The organism is Micromonospora orduensis, from assembly GCF_006228125.1.
GTDB classification, from domain to species: Bacteria; Actinomycetota; Actinomycetes; order Mycobacteriales; family Micromonosporaceae; genus Micromonospora; species Micromonospora orduensis.
The window spans coordinates 20,428-36,541 of the sequence record NZ_VDFY01000169.1 but is presented as its reverse complement, the minus strand read 5'-3'; the positions used below and the strand labels follow the sequence as shown (position 1 = coordinate 36,541).

Genomic DNA, 16,114 nt, shown 5'->3' with positions numbered 1-16,114 from the left:
GGGAGCCAGGTGACCGAGTCCAGCTCGTCCGCGGTGAGCCAGCGGAGGGCCTCGTGCTCCAGGGCCTGCGGCTCTTCACCACCGACCAGGCGGGCCGCGTACACCTTCAGCACCGAACGCCCGTGGGCCATCCGCACGTTGCGGCCGACCCGGTCGCCGATCTCGACGCGTACGGCCAACTCCTCGGCGCATTCGCGGATCAGCGCGTCGGTCTCGGCCTCCCCCCGCTCGACCTTCCCGCCGGGGAACTCCCACATGCCCGCCACCTCGGGTGGGGCGGAACGCGCACAGGCGAGCACCCGCCCGTCCCGGATGATCGCCGCTCCCACGATCACCTTCAGGTCCCGTCGTTCGGTCTGCCCGCCGCCATTCGCCCGTTCGGTCCGCACGGGCGTCCAGGGTGCCAGATCAATCGGCGGTTTGGGTACCGTAACCGGCCGCTAGGCCAGGAGAACCCGGAAGTGTGGGCGTGGACACCCCTTCCGAGCGACGACAGACTAGAGGGCACCGACAAGGCACGGGATGGCGACGATTTGGCCACAAGCCGGCAACGACGCTTGGGGGGTGCGGTGATGCGTGTGCTGTTCAACAGCCGATCCAAGCACGACTACCTTTCCGACGCGTTGACCTTGCTATCTGGTTGGACGCGGGAAGGCGAGCAGATCCGCCGGACTCTCGTGATCGACGATACCCAACACGCGGCGCTTACCGAACGCGTGAAGGTGGTCGCCGACGCACTGCACCTGCGCCCGGAGATCAGCCGACGGTCCGACAGCACCCAGATCCGCGTCGGGCACGGCAACGGGGAGCCGCTGACCGAGGGCGAGGTCCTGCTGGCCGCCCGCATCGAGGACGCGTACCGGGCGGTCACCGAGTCTTGAGCAGCCGAAAGGCGCTTGGGGTGCCAATCCTGTGCCAAGCCGGTCACGCGCACCGTGCTCACACCTCCTCCAGCGCAGCTGCCGCGCGGGGCCAGCCAGTGAACGGCCTGCCGGTCTGGCTGCCCACCAACACCACCACCCGGGTACGCGAGTTCGTCCGCGCCGCGACCGACGCGAACCCCCGATGAGGCACGGCGAGTCCAGCATCCCCGGCTGGTCCAGGTCTACGACGCGGAGTGCCCGTGGGGGCCGGACGACGACTTCTTCCAGGCGGTCGTCGACGAGACGACGGCTGTCCGGGTCCTCGACCTCGGCTGCGGCACCGGCCGGCTGACCGTCGCCCTCGCCGCGTCCGGGCACACCGTCACCGGCGTCGACCCCGCAGGGGCGTCCCTCGCCGTCGCCCGCGCCCGGCCGGGCGGTGAACGGGTGACCTGGATCGAGGGGACCGCGGCGCTGCTGCCGGACCGGACGTTCGACGTGGCGGTGCTGACCAGCCACGTGGCGCAGTTCTTCGTCGAGGACGCGGAGTGGGCGCGTACCCTCGCTGACCTGCACCGGGCGCTCGTGCCCGGCGGCCGGCTGGTGTTCGACGCCCGTGACCCGGCGGACCGCCGCTGGGAGCGGTGGAATCCGGTGGACTCGCAGCGCCGCATCACGCTGCGCGACGGCGGCCAGGTCCGCGCGTGGACCGAGGTCACCGGGGTACGCGACGGGGTGGTCGACTTCATCCACCACTACCACTTCGCCGACGGCACCGAGCTGCGAAGCTCGGCGGCTCTGCGTTTCCGCACGGAGGCGCAGCTTCGCGACTCCCTGTGCAGAGCTGGTTTCACGGTGACCCACATCCACGGTGGCTGGCACCGCGAGCCCGTCGGCCAGGGCGACGGCGAGTTCGCCGTTCTCGCCCGCACGGGCCGGTTGGCGCCGGTTTCCTAACCTGGTTCCCATGGCGAACATCGCGTACGACCGCAAGGAGCAGGTCCAGCAGATCCAGAGCGGCCTGCTCGACGGTGAGCAGATCATCGCCGTCTACGACGCCGTGGGCACCGGCACCGGGTTCATCGGTCTGACCGACCGGCGCGTGATCATCCAGGACCGCTCGTTCGTCGGGAAGCGCTTCGCGATCACCAGCATCCCGTACTCGAAGATCACCAGCGTGAGCGTGGTCAGCAACAAGTCGTGGGGAGGCTCGTTCTTCTCCACCGGCGCCATCGCCATCCACGTCGGCACGCACACCTACGAGGTGGAGTTCCGTGGTGCGCAGAAGAGCCACCACGTGCACAACGTGATCCTGCACCACATCTCCTGACCGTACGACCGCTGTGGGCCCGGCCGGCGTAATTGCCTTGCCGGGCCCCGGCCGTCTCTGGTGTCCTCGGTCGACAGCCGCGCGAAGGGAGCAGCCGCCATGCCCGACACGACGAAGTCCCCCGAACCCACCGTCATCCGACCTGAGGAATCGAGACTTCGTGAGCAGACCTGCTCTCCTGACCACGGCGCTGCGACGCGCCACTGACACCAACCTCGGAGGCCGCTGATGTCGGTCTTCGACGATCCGGGCCTCTTCGGCCGGCTGTGGGCGGCCGACTACGACCGCGGCAACCCCGACCCGGCCTCCGCTGTGGACTTCCTGGCCGACCTGGCCGACGGCGGTCCCGCCCTCGAACTGGCGATCGGCACCGGCCGTGTCGCGTTGCCCCTGGCCGAACGCGGTCTCACCGTGCACGGCGTGGAGGCGTCCGAGGAGATGATCGCGCAGATGCGGGCGAAACCGGGTGGCGACCAGATCCCGGTGGTCGTCGGCGACATGGCGGACGTACCGGTCAAGGGTGAGTTCCGCCTCGCCTACCTGGTCTTCAACACGCTGTTCAACCTGGTGGACGCCGAGCGGCAGGCGGACTGTTTCCGCAACGTCGCGCGGGTGCTGTCGCCGGGTGGAGCGTTCGTCATCGAGACGTTCGTGCCGGACCCGCGTAGCTTCGACTCGGACGAGCAGGTCCAGGTGCGGGCCGTCACGGAGGACTCCGCGACGATCCGACTGCATCGGTACGACCGGCCGGCGCAGCGGTTCATCAGGCAGACGATCACCTTCGACAGCGCGGGTGTCCACCTGAAGCCGTTCGCCATGCGGTACGCCTGGCCGCACCAGATCGACGAGATGGCGGAGCGGGCCGGGCTCCGGCTCACCGAGCGGTACGCCGACTGGCACCGACGGCCGTTCCAGGCCGACAGCCCGGCGCACATCTCCGTGTACCGGAGGGCTTAGCGGCGGTCGATCGACTCCGGTTCCGGCCACCGGAACCGGAGTCGATCTCCGTCGCAACCAGGCGTTCCGCCCTGGGCTGATTCTGCTGTCGGCAGTTTTTGTTGATCCGTAGGGCGGGCGAGCGGTCTGCTGGCAGCATGTCGTCGAACCCGGTCCGCTTCCCACGCACCTCGCCGTACTGGCCGGTGCTGAGCCATCCACTGCTGCGGCGGGTCCTGCCCGGGTTGGCGGTGTCCGCACTGGGCGACGGCATGGCGGTGGTCGCGGTGACCTGGCTCGCCATCGAACTCGCGCCGTCCGGTCAGCGCGGCACCTGGATCGCGCTGGCCATGGCGGCGTACACCCTGCCCAGCGCGGCCGGGACGGTCATCTTCGGCCGGCTGCTGCGCGGACGCGGCGGTGCCCAACTCGCCGGGTGGGATGCGATCCTGCGGGCCTGCTCCCTCGCGGCGATTCCCCTCGCCCACCTCGCCGGCGTGCTCAGCATCGAGCTGTACGTCGTCCTGCTGGCCGCGTCCGCGCTGCTGCACTCGTGGGGGTCCGCCGGACGTTTCACCCTGATCGCCGAACTACTGCCGCAGAGCCATCACCTGCCGGCCAACGCGGTGCTCGGCACCATCGGAGGGTTCGCCACCATCGTCGGTCCGCCACTGGCGGGCATCCTGATCGGCTGGGTCGGGGCGGTGTGGGTCATCGCCATCGACGCCGCGACCTTCGCCGTGCTGGCACTGACGTACCGCCTCGCCCTGCCTCCCGCCGGCAGCGTCGACGGGTACGAGCGCGGCGCCTCGCGTACCGCAGGCTTCGCCGTCATCCGCCGCAATCCGGCCCTGCTGGGTCTCCTGGTGCTGAGTCTGTGGTTCTTCTTCCTCTTCGGACCGGTGTACGTGGCCATGCCGATCCTCATCACCGACGACCTGCACGCCTCCGCGACACTGCTCGGCGCCTACTACACCGCGTTCGGCATCGGCGGTCTCGCCGGAGGTCTCGTCGCCGGGTACCTTCGCCGCTGGCCGCTGCGCGCCACCACCATCGGCATCGTCGTCGCGTTCGGCGTCGCGATGCTGCCCCTGGGGCTGGGCGCACCCGTCGGCGTGTCGTTGCCGGCGTTCGCCCTGGCGGGCCTCATCTGGGCGCCGTACATGTCGACGTCGATGGCGCTGTTCCAGCGCAGCGCGTCCACCGCGCAGCTCCCGACGGTGCTGGCCGCGAACGGTGCCGTCCTCGTGCTGGCGGTGCCGCTGGGCACCATGCTCGGCGGCCCACTTGTGGGTGCCCTCGGCGCACGCCCGACGTTGCTGCTCTGCGCGGCGGCGATCGTGGCGCTCGGCCTGGTCGCCGGAGGGTTCGCGCTCGCGCGGCGGAGCGCGCGACCCTCCGGCGATTCGGCCGTCACCGAGGTCAGTGCCAGTCGCTGATGCGGACGTCGTCCGGCGCCGGCCGGCCGTGCCCGGTCTCGACCAGCTCCTTGAGGCTCATCAGGAACAGGGCCCATTTGGTGCTGCAGTGGTGCATGAACTCCACCGGCTCACGCCAACCCTCGTGCGAGAACTGGACGATCGTGTACTCCCCGCGCTGGTCGAGACGCCAGCCGACGTCGGTGCCGACCCATTCCTCAGGGCCGTCGACGACCCGCCACCGCACCCGGCCGGCGGGGTCCAGCTCCAGGACCTCCATGTCGAAGCCGCCGAGGTCACCGAATCGGAAAGCCAACTGCCCGCCGACCTCGCTCTTGCCCACCGTGTCGGTGGTCCACCAACCGGCGAGGCCCTCGGGAGTTGCCACCGCTCGGTAGACGTCGTCGAGCGGAGCGACGACGCCGACCCGGTGCAGGATGTCCACCACTGTCATTCTCCTTCGCTGTCGGTGCGGCTGCGTTCGATCGCCTCGGCGATCCGCTTGATCCGGCGCAGACGGGCGTCCCAGGTGGCGCCGACCGCCGACAACTGGGCGACCGCGCGGGCGAGCTGCGCCTCGTCGACCTGGTAGTGACGCTCACGGCCGGCCGGCTCGGCGTGGATGAGCCCGACCCGGTCCAGGACGGCCAGATGCTTCGAGACGGCCTGGCGGGTGACGGGTAACCGCCTGCTCAGCGAGGTCGCGGTGCCGGGCCCGTCGGAGAGAAGGAGATCGATCATCGTACGCCGGGTGGGGTCGCCGATCGCCGACCACAGCTCATCGTCGACGGCCGTGCTCATGCGGTGGCGACCAGCCGCGCGACGTACGCGCCCAGCCTCGGCATGTAGTGGTCCCAGCCGTTCTCGTGGTCGCGGTACTGCTCCTCAAGGGCGGCGATCTCCCAGCCCATCTCGCGGAACCCGGTCTCGGTCATCCGCACCCGGGTGCCCGCGCCGCTCGGGATGAGGTCGAAGGTGACGAGCAGCGCCGGCCCACTCCGGTCCGCGTCCGTGAAGCACCACCGGAAGGAGAACCGCTTCGGCGGGTCGACCTCGACGACGGCAAGCGCGACCGTCGTCGTCTCACCGGTGTCGCCGTCGCGCCACACCAGCTCGCCCGGCGCACCCGCGACCGGCTCGAACCGCGCGTCGTCAGGCCACCACTCCCGCATGTGCTCGGGTCGGCTGACCACCTCGAAGACGATCTCGGGGGACGCGTCGACATGGATGTCGCGTTCGATGGTTCCCTGTTCCATGACCACAACCTTTCGCAACCTTTGGTTGCACTGAACCTACGACAGCGCGACCGCATCGCGCAACCTTTCGTTGCACATCTCGATGTTGTCGGACCCGGCGCTCACAATGCTGACCATGTCTGAGCCAGCTCCGCACCGGCACCACGCCATCGACTACGTCGAACTCACGGTGACCGACCTCGCCGAGGCCAAGCGCTTCTACGCCGACGCGTTCGGCTGGGAGTTCAACGACTACGGGCCGGATTACGCAGGCATTCGCAGCCCGCACGGCGACTCCGCGCCCGAGGTGGGCGGTCTCCGTCTGGACCAGGAGGTCCGGGCGGGCGGCCCGCTGGTGCTGCTCTACTCGGCCGACCTGGACCGGTCGGTGCGGGCCGTGACGGAGGCCGGCGGCCAGGTGGTGAACGGGCCGTACGAGTTCCCCGGTGGCCGGCGCTTCCACCTCACCGACCCCAGTGGCAACGAGCTGGGCGTCTGGGCCGAGCAGTAGTGCGAGGCGCGGCAAGCTTGACGGACGTGTGACCGGCGACAGCGGGCGACGCAGCTACGATCCTGACGTGGTTGCGACCAGCGGTGCCACGGACGCCGAGCGGCTGCGCCGCATCGAGGCCGTGACCGACTCGACGCTGTCCCGACTCGACGTCGCCGATCTCTTCGACGAGCTGCTCGACCGGGTCCGCGAACTGCTGAACGTCGACACCGCCGCCATCCTGCTGCTCGACGTACACGCTCAACAGCTCGTGGCCACCGCCGCCAAGGGATTGGAAGAGGAGGTTCGGCAGGCCTTCCGGGTCTCGATCGGCCAGGGCTTCGCCGGCCGGATCGCCCTCACCCGCCAACCAGTGATCATCGAGCACGTCACCGTCCGTGAGGTGGTCAACCCAATCCTGCTGCGAACCGGGGTGAAGTCGCTGCTCGGCGTACCGGTCTTCACGCGCGGTGAACTCATCGGCGTACTGCACGTCGGCACCCTCATCCCGCGCCGGTTCGCAACGGACGACGCCCGGATGCTCGAACTGGTGGCCGACCGGATCGGCGTGGCCAGCCAGGCCCGGGCTCACAGCCTGAACCAGAACGCCGCCCTGGCCCTGCAACGAAGTCTGCTCCCCACCGAGTTGCCCAAGGCGCCGAGTCTGGAGATGGCCGCCCGATACATTCCCGGTCACGTCTCCGGCGTCGGCGGCGACTGGTACGACGTCTTCACCCTCCCATCCGGCTGGCTGGGAGTGGTCGTCGGTGACGTGTCGGGTCACGGGTTGCAGTCGGCGGTGGTGATGGGACGGATCCGAAGCGCCCTGCGCGCGTACGCCCTGGTCTCGGACGACCCGGCGGAGGCGCTGACCCTCCTCGACCGGAAGGTCAATCACTTCGAGACCGGCAGCCTCAGCACCGCGATGTACGCGATGATCTCCCCGGACGGCACGACCATCCGCATCTCCCTGGCCGGGCACCTGAGCCCCGTGCTGGTTGAGCCGTCGCAGCCCGCCCGCCTGCTCGCCGTGCAGGTCGACCCACCGCTGGGCATTGGCTACCGGACGCCGCAGCGACGCAGCACAGCGGTGGACTTTCCGCCCGGCGCGGTCCTCGTCGGCTACACCGACGGGCTCGTCGAACGCCGTGGCGAGTTGATCGACACCGGTCTCGCCCGTCTGACGTCCGCGGTTCCCCTCGGTTCTCCCGACACCGTCTGCGCCACCGTGATGACGGCCCTCGACATCGAGAGCCCCAGCGACGACGTCGCCCTGCTGGTCATTCGTCGAACAGCCCCTGGCCCGACCGACCAGGGCCGATGACCGTCACAGCCGCCGGCCACGCAGCACGGCGGTCAGCATCGGCAGGGTGAACTCGCCGTCGGCGGTCTCGGGCCTGCTGCCGAGGAAATCGCGGATCCGGCCCAGTACGGCATCCCGGTCCGGATCCGCCATGACCAGCAGGCCTGCCCGCGTCGCAAGTGTCGCGACGAGGGAGTCGGCGGTACGGAGCTGCCCGTGCGGGAACTCGACCTGCGTCGGAGAGCCGAACCGGGCGACCAGCCCGGCGCTCGGCACCAGCATGTCCGCCGTCGCCGCGCGCCAACTGCTCACCGTGTCACGGGGGCCGATGGCCGCGCTTCCGCTGACCCGTCCGAGGTCGGCGATCCAGCCGATCCGGTCGTCCAGGACGTTCCACAACCCGGCCAGGACGCCTCCGGGCGCGAGGACCCGGGCGATTTCCGGCCCTGCGACGGCCATGTCGAACCAGTGCATCGCGTTGCCGGCCAGCACCGCGTCGACGGACGCGTCCGGCAACGGGATCGCCTCCGCGCTACCCGGCAGGGCACGGACGGCCGGCAGCGCGTGGCGCAGCTCGGCGAGCATCGCCGGATCGGGTTCGACCGCGACAACCTCCGCACCCAGCGCGACAAGCGTGGCGGACAGCTTGCCGGTGCCGGCCCCGAGGTCGAGCACCCGCGGACCGGGCGCGGGCTCAAGCGCCCACCGCACCGCGGCCTGCGCGTAGTCCGGGCGGTGCTCGGCGTACGCGGTCGCCGACGCGCCGAACGACGAGCTGAGCCGCAACCGTTCGTCCACGCGCCCACCCTAGCGCCGTGCCACGGTGCGACCGGGTGGGAGTCAGACGTTGAAGCGGAACTCCACCACGTCGCCGTCCTGCATGACGTACTCCTTGCCCTCGATGCGGACCTTGCCCGCCGCCTTGGCCGCCGCCATCGACCCGGCCGTGACCAGGTCGTCGTAGGAGACCACCTCGGCCTTGATGAAGCCGCGCTGGAAGTCGCTGTGGATGACACCCGCGGCCTCCGGCGCGGTCGCGCCGACCGGGACGGTCCAGGCGCGCGCCTCCTTGGGGCCGGCCGTGAGGTACGTCTGGAGGCCGAGCGTGCGGAAGCCCACCCGGACGAGCTGGTTGAGGCCGGGCTCGTTCTGCCCGATCGACTCCAGCAACTCGCGGGCCTCCTCCTCGGGCAGGTCCACCAGCTCGGATTCGATCTTGGCGTCCATGAAGACGGCCTCGGCGGGGGCGACCAGGGCGCGCAGCTCGTCGAGGAACGCCTCATTGGCCAGTTCGGCCTCGTCGACGTTGAAGACGTACAGGAAGGGCTTGGTGGTGAGCAGGTGCAGCTCGCGCAGGTGCTCCAGCTCGATCTTCGCGGTGGCGGCCCCGGAGTACAGGGTGGTGCCGCCGTCGAGCACCTCGATCGCGGCCTTCGCGGCGGCGACCGCGACGAGGCGGTCCTTGCGGAGCTTGGCCTCCTTCTCCAACCGCGGCAGCGCCTTGTCCAGGGTCTGCAGGTCGGCGAGGATCAGCTCGGTGTTGATCGTCTCGATGTCGTCGGCCGGGGAGATCTTGCCGTCGACGTGCACCACGTTCGGGTCGGAGAAGGCCCGGACGACCTGGCAGATCGCGGAGGCGTCGCGGATGTTGGCCAGGAAGGCGTTGCCCCGGCCCTGCCCCTTCGACGCGCCACGCACCAGGCCGGCGATGTCGACGAACGACACCGGGGCCGGCAGCACCTTCTGCGAGGAGAAGATCTCGGCCAGCTTGCCCAGCCGCTCGTCGGGCAGCCCGACCACGCCGACGTTGGGCTCGATGGTGGCGAACGGGTAGTTCGCCGCCAGCACGTCGTTCTTGGTCAACGCGTTGAAAAGCGTGCTCTTGCCGACGTTGGGCAGGCCGACGATGCCGATGGTGAGACTCACGACGGGCCAGCTTACGCCGGTGCCGAGCGGGCCGGTCCAGGCGGCTCCGATTCCACGGGGCCGGACGCCGGCCTCGGTCGCGCATCGGCGGGTACGGGCGCTGGCGTCCCGTTGCTACCCTCTCGATGTCGCGTGCGGCGTGAGGGGGCGTTGTGGACCAGGTGACGGAATTCGACCGGCTGTTCCAGCAGACGCGACAGGCGCTGGCGTCGATGCGTTCGACCGGGCAGGTGCCCGACGGCCTGGACGTCCAGCCGGCACGGGGCACCGGGTCCGCGGCGGGCGGCCAGGTCGAGGTCGTGGCGGTCGGCCAACGCGTCGAGTCGGTGACGGTGGACCCGCGGGCCCTGCGGATGGGCGCCGAGATGCTCGGCGAGCAGATCACCCTGGCGGTCAACGCAGCGCTGGACGACCTGCGCCTTGCGGCCGGCGAGGCCGCGGACGCGCCCGCGGTGGACCCGGTGGCGCTGGGCCAGCAGCTCGACGAGTTGCAGAACGAGTCGGTGCGCAGCATGGCGGCGATGACCGATGCGCTCACCGACGCGGTGCGGCGCATCCAGCAGGCAGCGAGGTGATGGCATGCGCGAGGACCTACAGGTGCACCCGCCCGCGCTGCGGCAGGGCGGCGGCCACCTGTCGACGGTGGCCGAGCAGCTCGCCGCGCAGTGGGAGGCGCTGCGCGCGCGGACAGCCTCGATGGGCGACATCTTCGGCGACGACGACGTGGGCGGCCTGATCGGCATGTCGTACCAGGTGGCCGAGGAGATCGCGGCGGAGTGCCTCGGGTCGGTCGTCGACGGGCTGCGCGGCTTCGGTGACGGGTTGAGCCTGATGGCCGACCAGTACGACCTGGTCGAGCAGGACAACGACACCCAGTTCACGACGATGAGCTGGTAGGCGGGTCGATGGGGATCATGCTGCCCGGCGAACTCGCCGGCCTGCTGAACGAGCTGGGCTACACCTGGCCCAAGTCTGACGAGACGAAGATGTTCGAGCTCGGCCAGATGTGGATGGAGATGGCCGAGTCGCTGAACAACGCGGCGGCGGAGGGTACGGCGGCCGCGCAGCGGGTGCTGGACGGCAACCAGGGCGACGCGCTGGCCGCGTTCCAACAGCGCTGGGAGTCGGACGGCTCGGCGATGTCGGTGCTCCGGGACGGTGGCACCGGCGCGCAGATGGTGGCGGCGACGCTGTTCGTGTGCGCGCTGATCGTCCTCGCCCTGAAGATCAACGTGATCGTCCAGCTGATCATCCTGCTGGTGCAGATCATCCAGGCGCTCGCGACGGCCGCGCCGTCGTTCGGCGCCTCGCTGCTGGAGATCCCCGTCTTCAAGAAGCTCACCGACATCGTCCTGAACATGCTGATCGACCAGGCCATCGGGGTGGTACTGGGATGACCTCTCCCCTGCCCGAGCTGTACATCGGCGTCGACGTGGAGGCGGACGGGCCGATCCCCGGGCCGTACAGCATGATCTCGCTGGGCATGGCCGTGGCCGGGCGCCCGGACCTGACGTTCTACACCGAGTTGCGGCCCATCTCCGACGAGTTCGTGCCGGCCGCGCTGGCCGTGTCAGGTCTGGACCGGGACCGCCTGCTCCGCGAGGCGCCGACCGCGCCCGAGGCGATGGCGTCGGCGGCGGCCTGGGTCAACGGGCTCCGCCGGATCGGTCGGCCGGTCTTCCTCGCCGCGCCCGCCGTCTGGGACGGCATGTTCGTGCACTGGTACTTCGTGCGTTTCGTCGGCCACAGCCCGTTCGGCGCCACCGGGTCCGGCGTGGACCTGCGCAGCTACTGGATGGGGTTGACCGGCAGCGAGTGGGTCCAGACCCGCAAAGGCAAGATCAAGCACGAGCTGGGTCTGCACGACGTGCCACACACCCACCACGCCGGCGAGGACGCCGCCGAGCTGGCGCAGGTCTTCGACGCCGTGCTGCGCCGCCGGCGGTCGGACGGGCCGCGATGACCGGCCGTCGACGGGACCTGCCGGACGGCGCCACGACTGCCGCCCGGGGCATCGTGGCGCAGGCCGCCCGGAGCATGATGCGGCGGGCCGACGACGTGGCGGGCGAGGCGGCCGAGACGGCGACCACCCGGGCCGCCCGCCAGATCCCGCAGGGCTTCACCGAACGGCAGTGGACCCGGTTCGCCCGGGGCGCCCGGCAGACACAACGGCAGGCCGGGCTGCCCGACGGGGACCTGGTGGCCCACGGCAGCCGGGTGAAGGGCACCGCCCGCCCGGACTCCGACATCGACGTGGCGCTCATCGTCGACGACAAGACGTTCTTCGACCTGGCCGAACGCTCCCTCGCCCGGGCGCCGGACGGGACCCGGCTGCGCAAGACGATGCTGCGCCGGATCAACGAGAACGGTCAGCTCGCCAGCTTCGACCTGGGCACCGACTTCACCCACCTGCGTCGTGAACTGATGGACACGCACGTGCCGCACAAGGTGCAGTTCTCGGTGCTGCGTCGGGGCGGCAAGTTCGACAACGGCCCGTTCCTCCCGCTCGATTGAGCGGTTCCGCATCTGGCAAGGTGGCAGACGTGCAGACGACGTTGCAGTTCCTCATCATGGTCGACGGCCCGCTGACGGCGGCGGAGCTGCTCGACCTGATCCGCACCCGGCTGCCCGACGCGGTGCCCTACCGCCGGGACTCGGTGGACGTCCGGGGCAACCTGCTGGAGATCAACCCCAACGAGGACGCCAACCCGCAGCTCGCCGCCACCGACGAGGACGACTACCTCTACTTCCGGTGGCGGGTGGAGCTGACCCCGATGGACAGGACGGTCGACGAGGCGCACCAGATCGCCCTCGCCCGGGAGCTGCTGCGGGCGATCGAGGGGCCGCAGGTGCGGGCGACCGTGTGCGCCGCGTTCGAGGATCGGGTCTGACCGGCGCTCAACCAAGCAGGCGGGGCGCGATGACCGCCTCCCGCACACTGCCGTCCGGGCTGCGGCTCACCTCGTACGCCGAGACGCCCTCGCGGTCCGCGATCGCCTCGACCAGCCGGGTCCCCCGGTAGACCAGGCCGACGCCGTCGTCGGTGCAGTGGCTGGTGGGCAGCGTGCCGTCGCCGACCAGCTCGTGCATCAGCGGTCGGCGCTGGGCCTCGCTGTCGTAGTGCACGCCGTTGCCGTACGGCAGCCAGCCCAACGCCTCGGTGAACCCGCGCAGGCGGGGGCCGAAGCTGTCGGTGGCGCCGCCCACGTACCAGCAGATCGACCCGGCGGAGACCCCGGCCAGCACCACGCCGGCCTGCCAGCACTCGTGCAGGATCTCGTCGAGCCCGTGCACCCGCCAGAGGGCGACGAGGTTGGCCACGCTGCCACCGCCCACCCAGATGACGTCCTGGGCGAGCAGGTGGGCACGGACGTCCTCGACGTTCGGCATCGGGAACAGGGCGAGGTGCGACAGCCGGAACCGGGTGTCGGCGAACGCGCCGTAGACGGCGGTCAGCGATGTGGGCTGGTCGCCGACGGCCTGCCCGAGGTAGCAGATCCGCGGCTGCGGCCCGGCCTCGGCCAGCTCGGCGGCCAGCTCGAAGACGGGGCTGGGACGCATGTCGTACGGCCCTCGGTCGCCCCGGGAGAAGCCCATGCTGGTGGCGACGATGGTCGGCTCGCTGGCGGGCATCGGGGCGTCCTTCCGTCGGGGTGGTACCGCCTCATCCTGCCGCAGCCACGAGGCGGCCGGTCACCCGCCCGCGTGCCGGCCGCTGCGCTGGCGGGGCACCTCGACCTCGGGCCAGTGGTCCGCGGGCGGCCGGTCGGCCGGGGGCAGTTGCGCCACGGCGGCACGGGGCAGGGTGAACCGGTCGGCGGCGGCCGGGCCGGCCGAGAACGACTCGCGCAGCATCCAGCGCACCTCGTCGGCCGTCCAGCCCAACCCGGCCCGCGCGGCGATCTCGCGCACCAACCGCCGACCGACGCGGGTGTCGTCGTCGTAGAAACGCATGCACCAGTGGTGGGTCCACATCCCGAGTGCGCGCACGCCCGCGTCGTCGAGTGAGCCGACCAACCGGCCACAGGCGGTGTCGGCGAAGACCTGCTCGGGGTCGGCTACCCGGTCCCGTTCGATGGCACCGACGGCGGCCGGCGCGACGGCCCGCATCCGGCGGTAGAAGGACTGCGCCACCGCGCGGGGCAGCGGCGGGAACGCGCCCGGTGTCGACGCCGCCGCCCAACCCGCCACGCTCGTCATGTCCCGCACCCCTTCTTGAGTTGGTGGCCGGACGGTACCCGTCACGACCGACACTTCAGGGCCGGAAAAACACCCCGGATCGCGGATAGCGACGATGACCTGGGGCGTCTGTATGGGTGACAACGAAACGGGGGTGGTGGGTGGACGAGGACGAACGCGCTCGGCTGGCCGAGTTCGTCGGCAGCCGGACACCGGCGCTGATGCGGGTCGCGTACCTGCTGACCGGGGACCGCAATGCCGCCGAGGACCTGTTCCAGTCGGCGTTGGCGCGAACCATCCCGAAGTGGGAGACCATCCGGCACGCCGATCCCGAGGGGTATCTCCGCGTCGTGATGTACCGCGAGCAGATCAGCTGGTGGCGGCGACTTCACGGCGGGTCCGCAACAGACGCCGCGCCACGGTGACGATGGGGGCGGTGGGCGCTCTCGCGGCGATCCTGATCGCGGCTCCGATCGCCCTGGCCGCGAGCAGTTCGGACGGGCCTGGGCCCGCCGCGCCGATCCCTGCCAGCCCGGCGACCGTACCCGACCCGTCCGGGGCGCCGCCCGGCGTGCCGAGCCGGCCCGGCCCACCGGGTCCGGTGCCGTCGCCGGCCACCTCCGACGAGCCGGGAGACCCCGGCGTGCCGGGCAGGCCGGACAAGCCCGGCCCCCGGGTGTGCCGGGTAGGCCGGACGAGCAGGGGCCGACCGCCGTCCCGGGTGCGCCGGGCGTTCCGGGGCGGCCGGGCTCCCCGACGATCACGCCGACCCCGTCCGGGCCGACCAGGGTGCCCAGCCCCGCGAGGTGATCGGATCCGGTCCGACCGAGGTGATCCCCACGCCTCGGTCGGACCGGCCCGAACGCCCACGTCGGCGGAGATTCCGGTCACCATGACCGGGCACTTGTCACCACCCCGCGCTCATTGACCACTTACCAATGGTTGGTGGCCGACTCGAGGTTTGCCAACGCCGTCGCCACCGCCCCACTCTTGGGCCATGACCGACCACGACGGCCAAGCGGCCCAGGGCCGGCGATGACCACCGCCATGGCCCGGGTGCCCGACTCCCTGCGGGGGCAGATCGTCACGCCCGGCGACCGCCGGTACGCACAGCTGCGCTCGACGTACACGACGACGGCCTCGCCGGCCGCCGTCCTGCTGCCGAAGACCACCGCGCAGGTGATCGACGCGATCCGGTACGCGCGGGAGCAGCGACTGCCGATCGCCGTGCGCAGCGGCGGGCACGGCCTGTCCGGAGCGTCCTCCAACAACGGCGGCGTGGTGATCGACCTGTCCATGCTCAACCGGGTGCGGGTGCTCGACGAACGGGCCGGGCTGGTCCGGGTCGAGGCCGGCGCCCGCTGGGCGAACGTCGCGACGGCGCTTGCCCCGTACGGCCTGGTGGTCAGCTCGGGTGACTACGGTGGCGTCGGTGTCGGCGGGCTGGCCACCGGCGGTGGTGTCGGCTGGCTGGTACGCGCCCACGGCCTCACCATCGATCGCGTCCGCGCGGTAGAGGTCGTGCTCGCGGACGGAACGCTGGTACGCGCCGACGCGACACACGAACCAGAGTTGTTCTGGCTGGTCCGGGGTGCCGGCGCGGGGGCCGGTGTGGTGGTGGCGTTCGAGATCGAGGCCGCCGAGCAGCGCAACGTCGGCGTGGCGCAGCTGGTCGTCGAGGCGCACCCGGACGGCCGTACCGTCCGGGAGTGGGCGAGCTGTCTGGCGCAGGCCCCCCGGGAGCTGTCCACCGCCGCCGTGCTGTTCGCCGAGGGCCGCTCGACGCTCATGTCCGTCACCGCGGTGGTGGCCGCGGAGAGCCTGCGCCGCGTCCGGCCCGTCGTGGAGCCGCTGCTGGCCATCGGGAAGGTGCTCGAACACCGCATCGACCTGCTGCCCTACCCGACGCTGGTGCCGACCGCACACCTGCACCCGAACGTGGGGCAGCAGCGGGGTACGACCACCAACGGCCTGTTCGCCGAGCTGGATCCGGGCGTCGCGCGAGCGGTCACGCGGGCGACCACCGGTCCGGGCCGGGCGGTGATCCAACTGCGCTCGGTCGGCGGGGCGGTCAACGACGTCGCCGCCGACGCGACGGCCTACCCGCACCGGCACCAGAGCACCCTGGTCATCGCCTCGACGTTCGCACCGCAGGGCGGCGCGGCGTTGGACGCCGCCTGGCGGGCCGTGGGCGCGCGGGCCGACGGCGAGTACGTCAACTTCGAGAGCCGACCGGACCCGGCCGCGTTCGCCCGGATCTACCCGGGCGAGACCGGCGCCCGGGTGCGCCGGCTGTGGAAGCGGTACGACCCGGACGGCGTGTTCCGCTCGCCCCTGCTCACCGGCCAGTCCACTCGCTCGGGGCAGTCGAACCGGTCCGGCCAACCCGCCCGGTCCGGGCAGCGGTCCGGCCAGCCGCACCGCCGCCGCTGAG

The 16,114-nt window shown here is 71.3% G+C and carries 23 protein-coding genes; 15 read left to right on the top strand and 8 right to left on the bottom strand.

The features are described 5' to 3' along the window. Positions 1–389 (bottom strand): (deoxy)nucleoside triphosphate pyrophosphohydrolase (locus tag FHG89_RS17835; RefSeq protein WP_139585520.1); only part of this gene is annotated, 389 nt, incomplete at its 3' end. A 183-nt stretch (positions 390–572) separates the two neighbouring features. On the opposite strand from FHG89_RS17835, the gene FHG89_RS17830 reads away from it, so the two are divergent. From FHG89_RS17830 to FHG89_RS17810, 5 genes are all read left to right on the top strand, one after another. Next, positions 573–881: a 4a-hydroxytetrahydrobiopterin dehydratase gene (locus tag FHG89_RS17830; RefSeq protein ID WP_139585519.1), complete on the top strand. Its 309-nt coding sequence runs from the start codon at positions 573–575 to the stop codon at positions 879–881. A gap of 213 nt (positions 882–1,094) precedes the next feature. After that, positions 1,095–1,820, top strand: a complete 726-nt coding sequence (locus FHG89_RS17825; RefSeq protein ID WP_139585518.1) for a class I SAM-dependent methyltransferase — start codon at positions 1,095–1,097, stop codon at positions 1,818–1,820. 10 nt (positions 1,821–1,830) lie between these two features. Next, complete coding sequence (locus FHG89_RS17820; RefSeq protein ID WP_139585517.1) at positions 1,831–2,193, top strand: PH domain-containing protein; 363 nt, start codon at positions 1,831–1,833, stop codon at positions 2,191–2,193. A gap of 228 nt (positions 2,194–2,421) precedes the next feature. Then, on the top strand, positions 2,422–3,150 hold the full coding sequence (locus FHG89_RS17815) for a class I SAM-dependent methyltransferase (protein ID WP_139585516.1): 729 nt from the start codon (positions 2,422–2,424) through the stop codon (positions 3,148–3,150). 137 nt (positions 3,151–3,287) lie between these two features. Further along, complete coding sequence (locus FHG89_RS17810; protein WP_139585515.1) at positions 3,288–4,568, top strand: MFS transporter; 1,281 nt, start codon at positions 3,288–3,290, stop codon at positions 4,566–4,568. On the opposite strand, the gene FHG89_RS17805 is transcribed toward FHG89_RS17810, so the two are convergent. From FHG89_RS17805 to FHG89_RS17795, 3 genes are read right to left on the bottom strand one after another with little or no spacing between them, the layout of a single operon-like run. Next, complete coding sequence (locus FHG89_RS17805; protein WP_139585514.1) at positions 4,552–4,995, bottom strand: SRPBCC family protein; 444 nt, start codon at positions 4,993–4,995, stop codon at positions 4,552–4,554. The genes FHG89_RS17810 and FHG89_RS17805 overlap by 17 nt on opposite strands. 2 nt (positions 4,996–4,997) lie before the next feature. Further along, positions 4,998–5,348, bottom strand: coding sequence for an ArsR/SmtB family transcription factor (locus tag FHG89_RS17800; protein ID WP_139585513.1), 351 nt, complete (start codon positions 5,346–5,348; stop codon positions 4,998–5,000). Beyond that, complete coding sequence (locus FHG89_RS17795) at positions 5,345–5,803, bottom strand: SRPBCC family protein (protein WP_139585512.1); 459 nt, start codon at positions 5,801–5,803, stop codon at positions 5,345–5,347. The genes FHG89_RS17800 and FHG89_RS17795 overlap by 4 nt, the downstream gene beginning before the upstream one ends. 115 nt (positions 5,804–5,918) lie before the next feature. Here FHG89_RS17795 and FHG89_RS17790 point away from each other — a divergent pair, with 115 nt between their 5' ends. Together FHG89_RS17790 and FHG89_RS17785 are read left to right on the top strand one after the other, a co-directional pair. After that, positions 5,919–6,293 (top strand): VOC family protein, encoded by a 375-nt coding sequence (locus tag FHG89_RS17790; RefSeq protein ID WP_139585511.1) that lies wholly within the window; start codon positions 5,919–5,921, stop codon positions 6,291–6,293. A gap of 67 nt (positions 6,294–6,360) precedes the next feature. Then, a complete protein-coding gene (locus tag FHG89_RS17785) occupies positions 6,361–7,596 on the top strand; it encodes a PP2C family protein-serine/threonine phosphatase (protein WP_139585510.1) in 1,236 nt (411 codons plus the stop codon). A 3-nt stretch (positions 7,597–7,599) separates the two neighbouring features. Here the strand turns inward: FHG89_RS17785 and FHG89_RS17780 are convergent, their stop codons facing one another. Beyond that, a complete protein-coding gene (locus tag FHG89_RS17780) occupies positions 7,600–8,373 on the bottom strand; it encodes a class I SAM-dependent methyltransferase (RefSeq protein ID WP_139585509.1) in 774 nt (257 codons plus the stop codon). A 42-nt stretch (positions 8,374–8,415) separates the two neighbouring features. Continuing rightward, complete coding sequence (ychF, locus tag FHG89_RS17775; RefSeq protein ID WP_139585508.1) at positions 8,416–9,501, bottom strand: redox-regulated ATPase YchF; 1,086 nt, start codon at positions 9,499–9,501, stop codon at positions 8,416–8,418. 152 nt (positions 9,502–9,653) lie between these two features. Between ychF and FHG89_RS17770 the strand changes: the two genes are divergently transcribed. The 6 genes from FHG89_RS17770 to FHG89_RS17745 are packed head-to-tail and all read left to right on the top strand — an operon-like array spanning position 9,654 to position 12,392. Then, a complete protein-coding gene (locus FHG89_RS17770; protein WP_139585507.1) occupies positions 9,654–10,076 on the top strand; it encodes a YbaB/EbfC family nucleoid-associated protein in 423 nt (140 codons plus the stop codon). A gap of 4 nt (positions 10,077–10,080) precedes the next feature. Next, entirely contained in the window at positions 10,081–10,398 is a 318-nt protein-coding gene (locus tag FHG89_RS17765) for a hypothetical protein (protein ID WP_139585506.1), read from the top strand. An 8-nt stretch (positions 10,399–10,406) separates the two neighbouring features. After that, positions 10,407–10,898: a WXG100-like domain-containing protein gene (locus FHG89_RS17760; protein WP_139585505.1), complete on the top strand. Its 492-nt coding sequence runs from the start codon at positions 10,407–10,409 to the stop codon at positions 10,896–10,898. Beyond that, entirely contained in the window at positions 10,895–11,464 is a 570-nt protein-coding gene (locus tag FHG89_RS17755) for an exonuclease (protein ID WP_139585504.1), read from the top strand. The genes FHG89_RS17760 and FHG89_RS17755 overlap by 4 nt, the downstream gene beginning before the upstream one ends. Then, on the top strand, positions 11,461–12,015 hold the full coding sequence (locus FHG89_RS17750) for a nucleotidyltransferase domain-containing protein (protein ID WP_139585503.1): 555 nt from the start codon (positions 11,461–11,463) through the stop codon (positions 12,013–12,015). The genes FHG89_RS17755 and FHG89_RS17750 overlap by 4 nt, the downstream gene beginning before the upstream one ends. Before the next feature lie 29 nt (positions 12,016–12,044). Further along, the gene (locus tag FHG89_RS17745; RefSeq protein ID WP_139585502.1) at positions 12,045–12,392 is read left to right on the top strand and encodes a hypothetical protein; all 348 of its coding nucleotides are present in this window, start codon (positions 12,045–12,047) and stop codon (positions 12,390–12,392) included. A gap of 7 nt (positions 12,393–12,399) precedes the next feature. Here the strand turns inward: FHG89_RS17745 and FHG89_RS17740 are convergent, their stop codons facing one another. Both FHG89_RS17740 and FHG89_RS17735 read right to left on the bottom strand, forming a co-directional pair. Then, positions 12,400–13,134, bottom strand: coding sequence for a Type 1 glutamine amidotransferase-like domain-containing protein (locus FHG89_RS17740; protein WP_139585501.1), 735 nt, complete (start codon positions 13,132–13,134; stop codon positions 12,400–12,402). A 60-nt stretch (positions 13,135–13,194) separates the two neighbouring features. Next, positions 13,195–13,701 carry a hypothetical protein gene (locus FHG89_RS17735; protein ID WP_244295579.1) on the bottom strand — a complete coding sequence of 169 codons (507 nt, stop codon included), beginning with the start codon at positions 13,699–13,701 and terminating at the stop codon, positions 13,195–13,197. A gap of 140 nt (positions 13,702–13,841) precedes the next feature. Between FHG89_RS17735 and FHG89_RS17730 the strand changes: the two genes are divergently transcribed. Beyond that, the gene (locus FHG89_RS17730) at positions 13,842–14,105 is read left to right on the top strand and encodes a sigma factor (protein WP_244295577.1); all 264 of its coding nucleotides are present in this window, start codon (positions 13,842–13,844) and stop codon (positions 14,103–14,105) included. A gap of 610 nt (positions 14,106–14,715) precedes the next feature. Next, on the top strand, positions 14,716–16,113 hold the full coding sequence (locus FHG89_RS17725) for an FAD-binding oxidoreductase (RefSeq protein ID WP_139585500.1): 1,398 nt from the start codon (positions 14,716–14,718) through the stop codon (positions 16,111–16,113). Position 16,114 lies beyond the last annotated feature (1 nt).

Bases quoted from the DNA above. Each gene is read 5' to 3' on its own strand.
- FHG89_RS17740 (WP_139585501.1), bottom strand. From the start codon at position 13,134: ATGCCCGCCAGCGAGCCGACCATCGTCGCCACCAGCATGGGCTTCTCC.
- FHG89_RS17820 (WP_139585517.1), top strand. From the start codon at position 1,831: ATGGCGAACATCGCGTACGACCGCAAGGAGCAGGTCCAGCAGATCCAG.
- FHG89_RS17830 (WP_139585519.1), top strand. From the start codon at position 573: ATGCGTGTGCTGTTCAACAGCCGATCCAAGCACGACTACCTTTCCGAC.
- FHG89_RS17800 (WP_139585513.1), bottom strand. From the start codon at position 5,348: ATGAGCACGGCCGTCGACGATGAGCTGTGGTCGGCGATCGGCGACCCC.
- FHG89_RS17735 (WP_244295579.1), bottom strand. From the start codon at position 13,701: ATGACGAGCGTGGCGGGTTGGGCGGCGGCGTCGACACCGGGCGCGTTC.
- FHG89_RS17790 (WP_139585511.1), top strand. From the start codon at position 5,919: ATGTCTGAGCCAGCTCCGCACCGGCACCACGCCATCGACTACGTCGAA.
- FHG89_RS17760 (WP_139585505.1), top strand. From the start codon at position 10,407: ATGGGGATCATGCTGCCCGGCGAACTCGCCGGCCTGCTGAACGAGCTG.
- FHG89_RS17815 (WP_139585516.1), top strand. From the start codon at position 2,422: ATGTCGGTCTTCGACGATCCGGGCCTCTTCGGCCGGCTGTGGGCGGCC.
- FHG89_RS17750 (WP_139585503.1), top strand. From the start codon at position 11,461: ATGACCGGCCGTCGACGGGACCTGCCGGACGGCGCCACGACTGCCGCC.
- FHG89_RS17810 (WP_139585515.1), top strand. From the start codon at position 3,288: ATGTCGTCGAACCCGGTCCGCTTCCCACGCACCTCGCCGTACTGGCCG.
- FHG89_RS17755 (WP_139585504.1), top strand. From the start codon at position 10,895: ATGACCTCTCCCCTGCCCGAGCTGTACATCGGCGTCGACGTGGAGGCG.
- FHG89_RS17765 (WP_139585506.1), top strand. From the start codon at position 10,081: ATGCGCGAGGACCTACAGGTGCACCCGCCCGCGCTGCGGCAGGGCGGC.
- FHG89_RS17725 (WP_139585500.1), top strand. From the start codon at position 14,716: ATGACCACCGCCATGGCCCGGGTGCCCGACTCCCTGCGGGGGCAGATC.
- FHG89_RS17795 (WP_139585512.1), bottom strand. From the start codon at position 5,803: ATGGAACAGGGAACCATCGAACGCGACATCCATGTCGACGCGTCCCCC.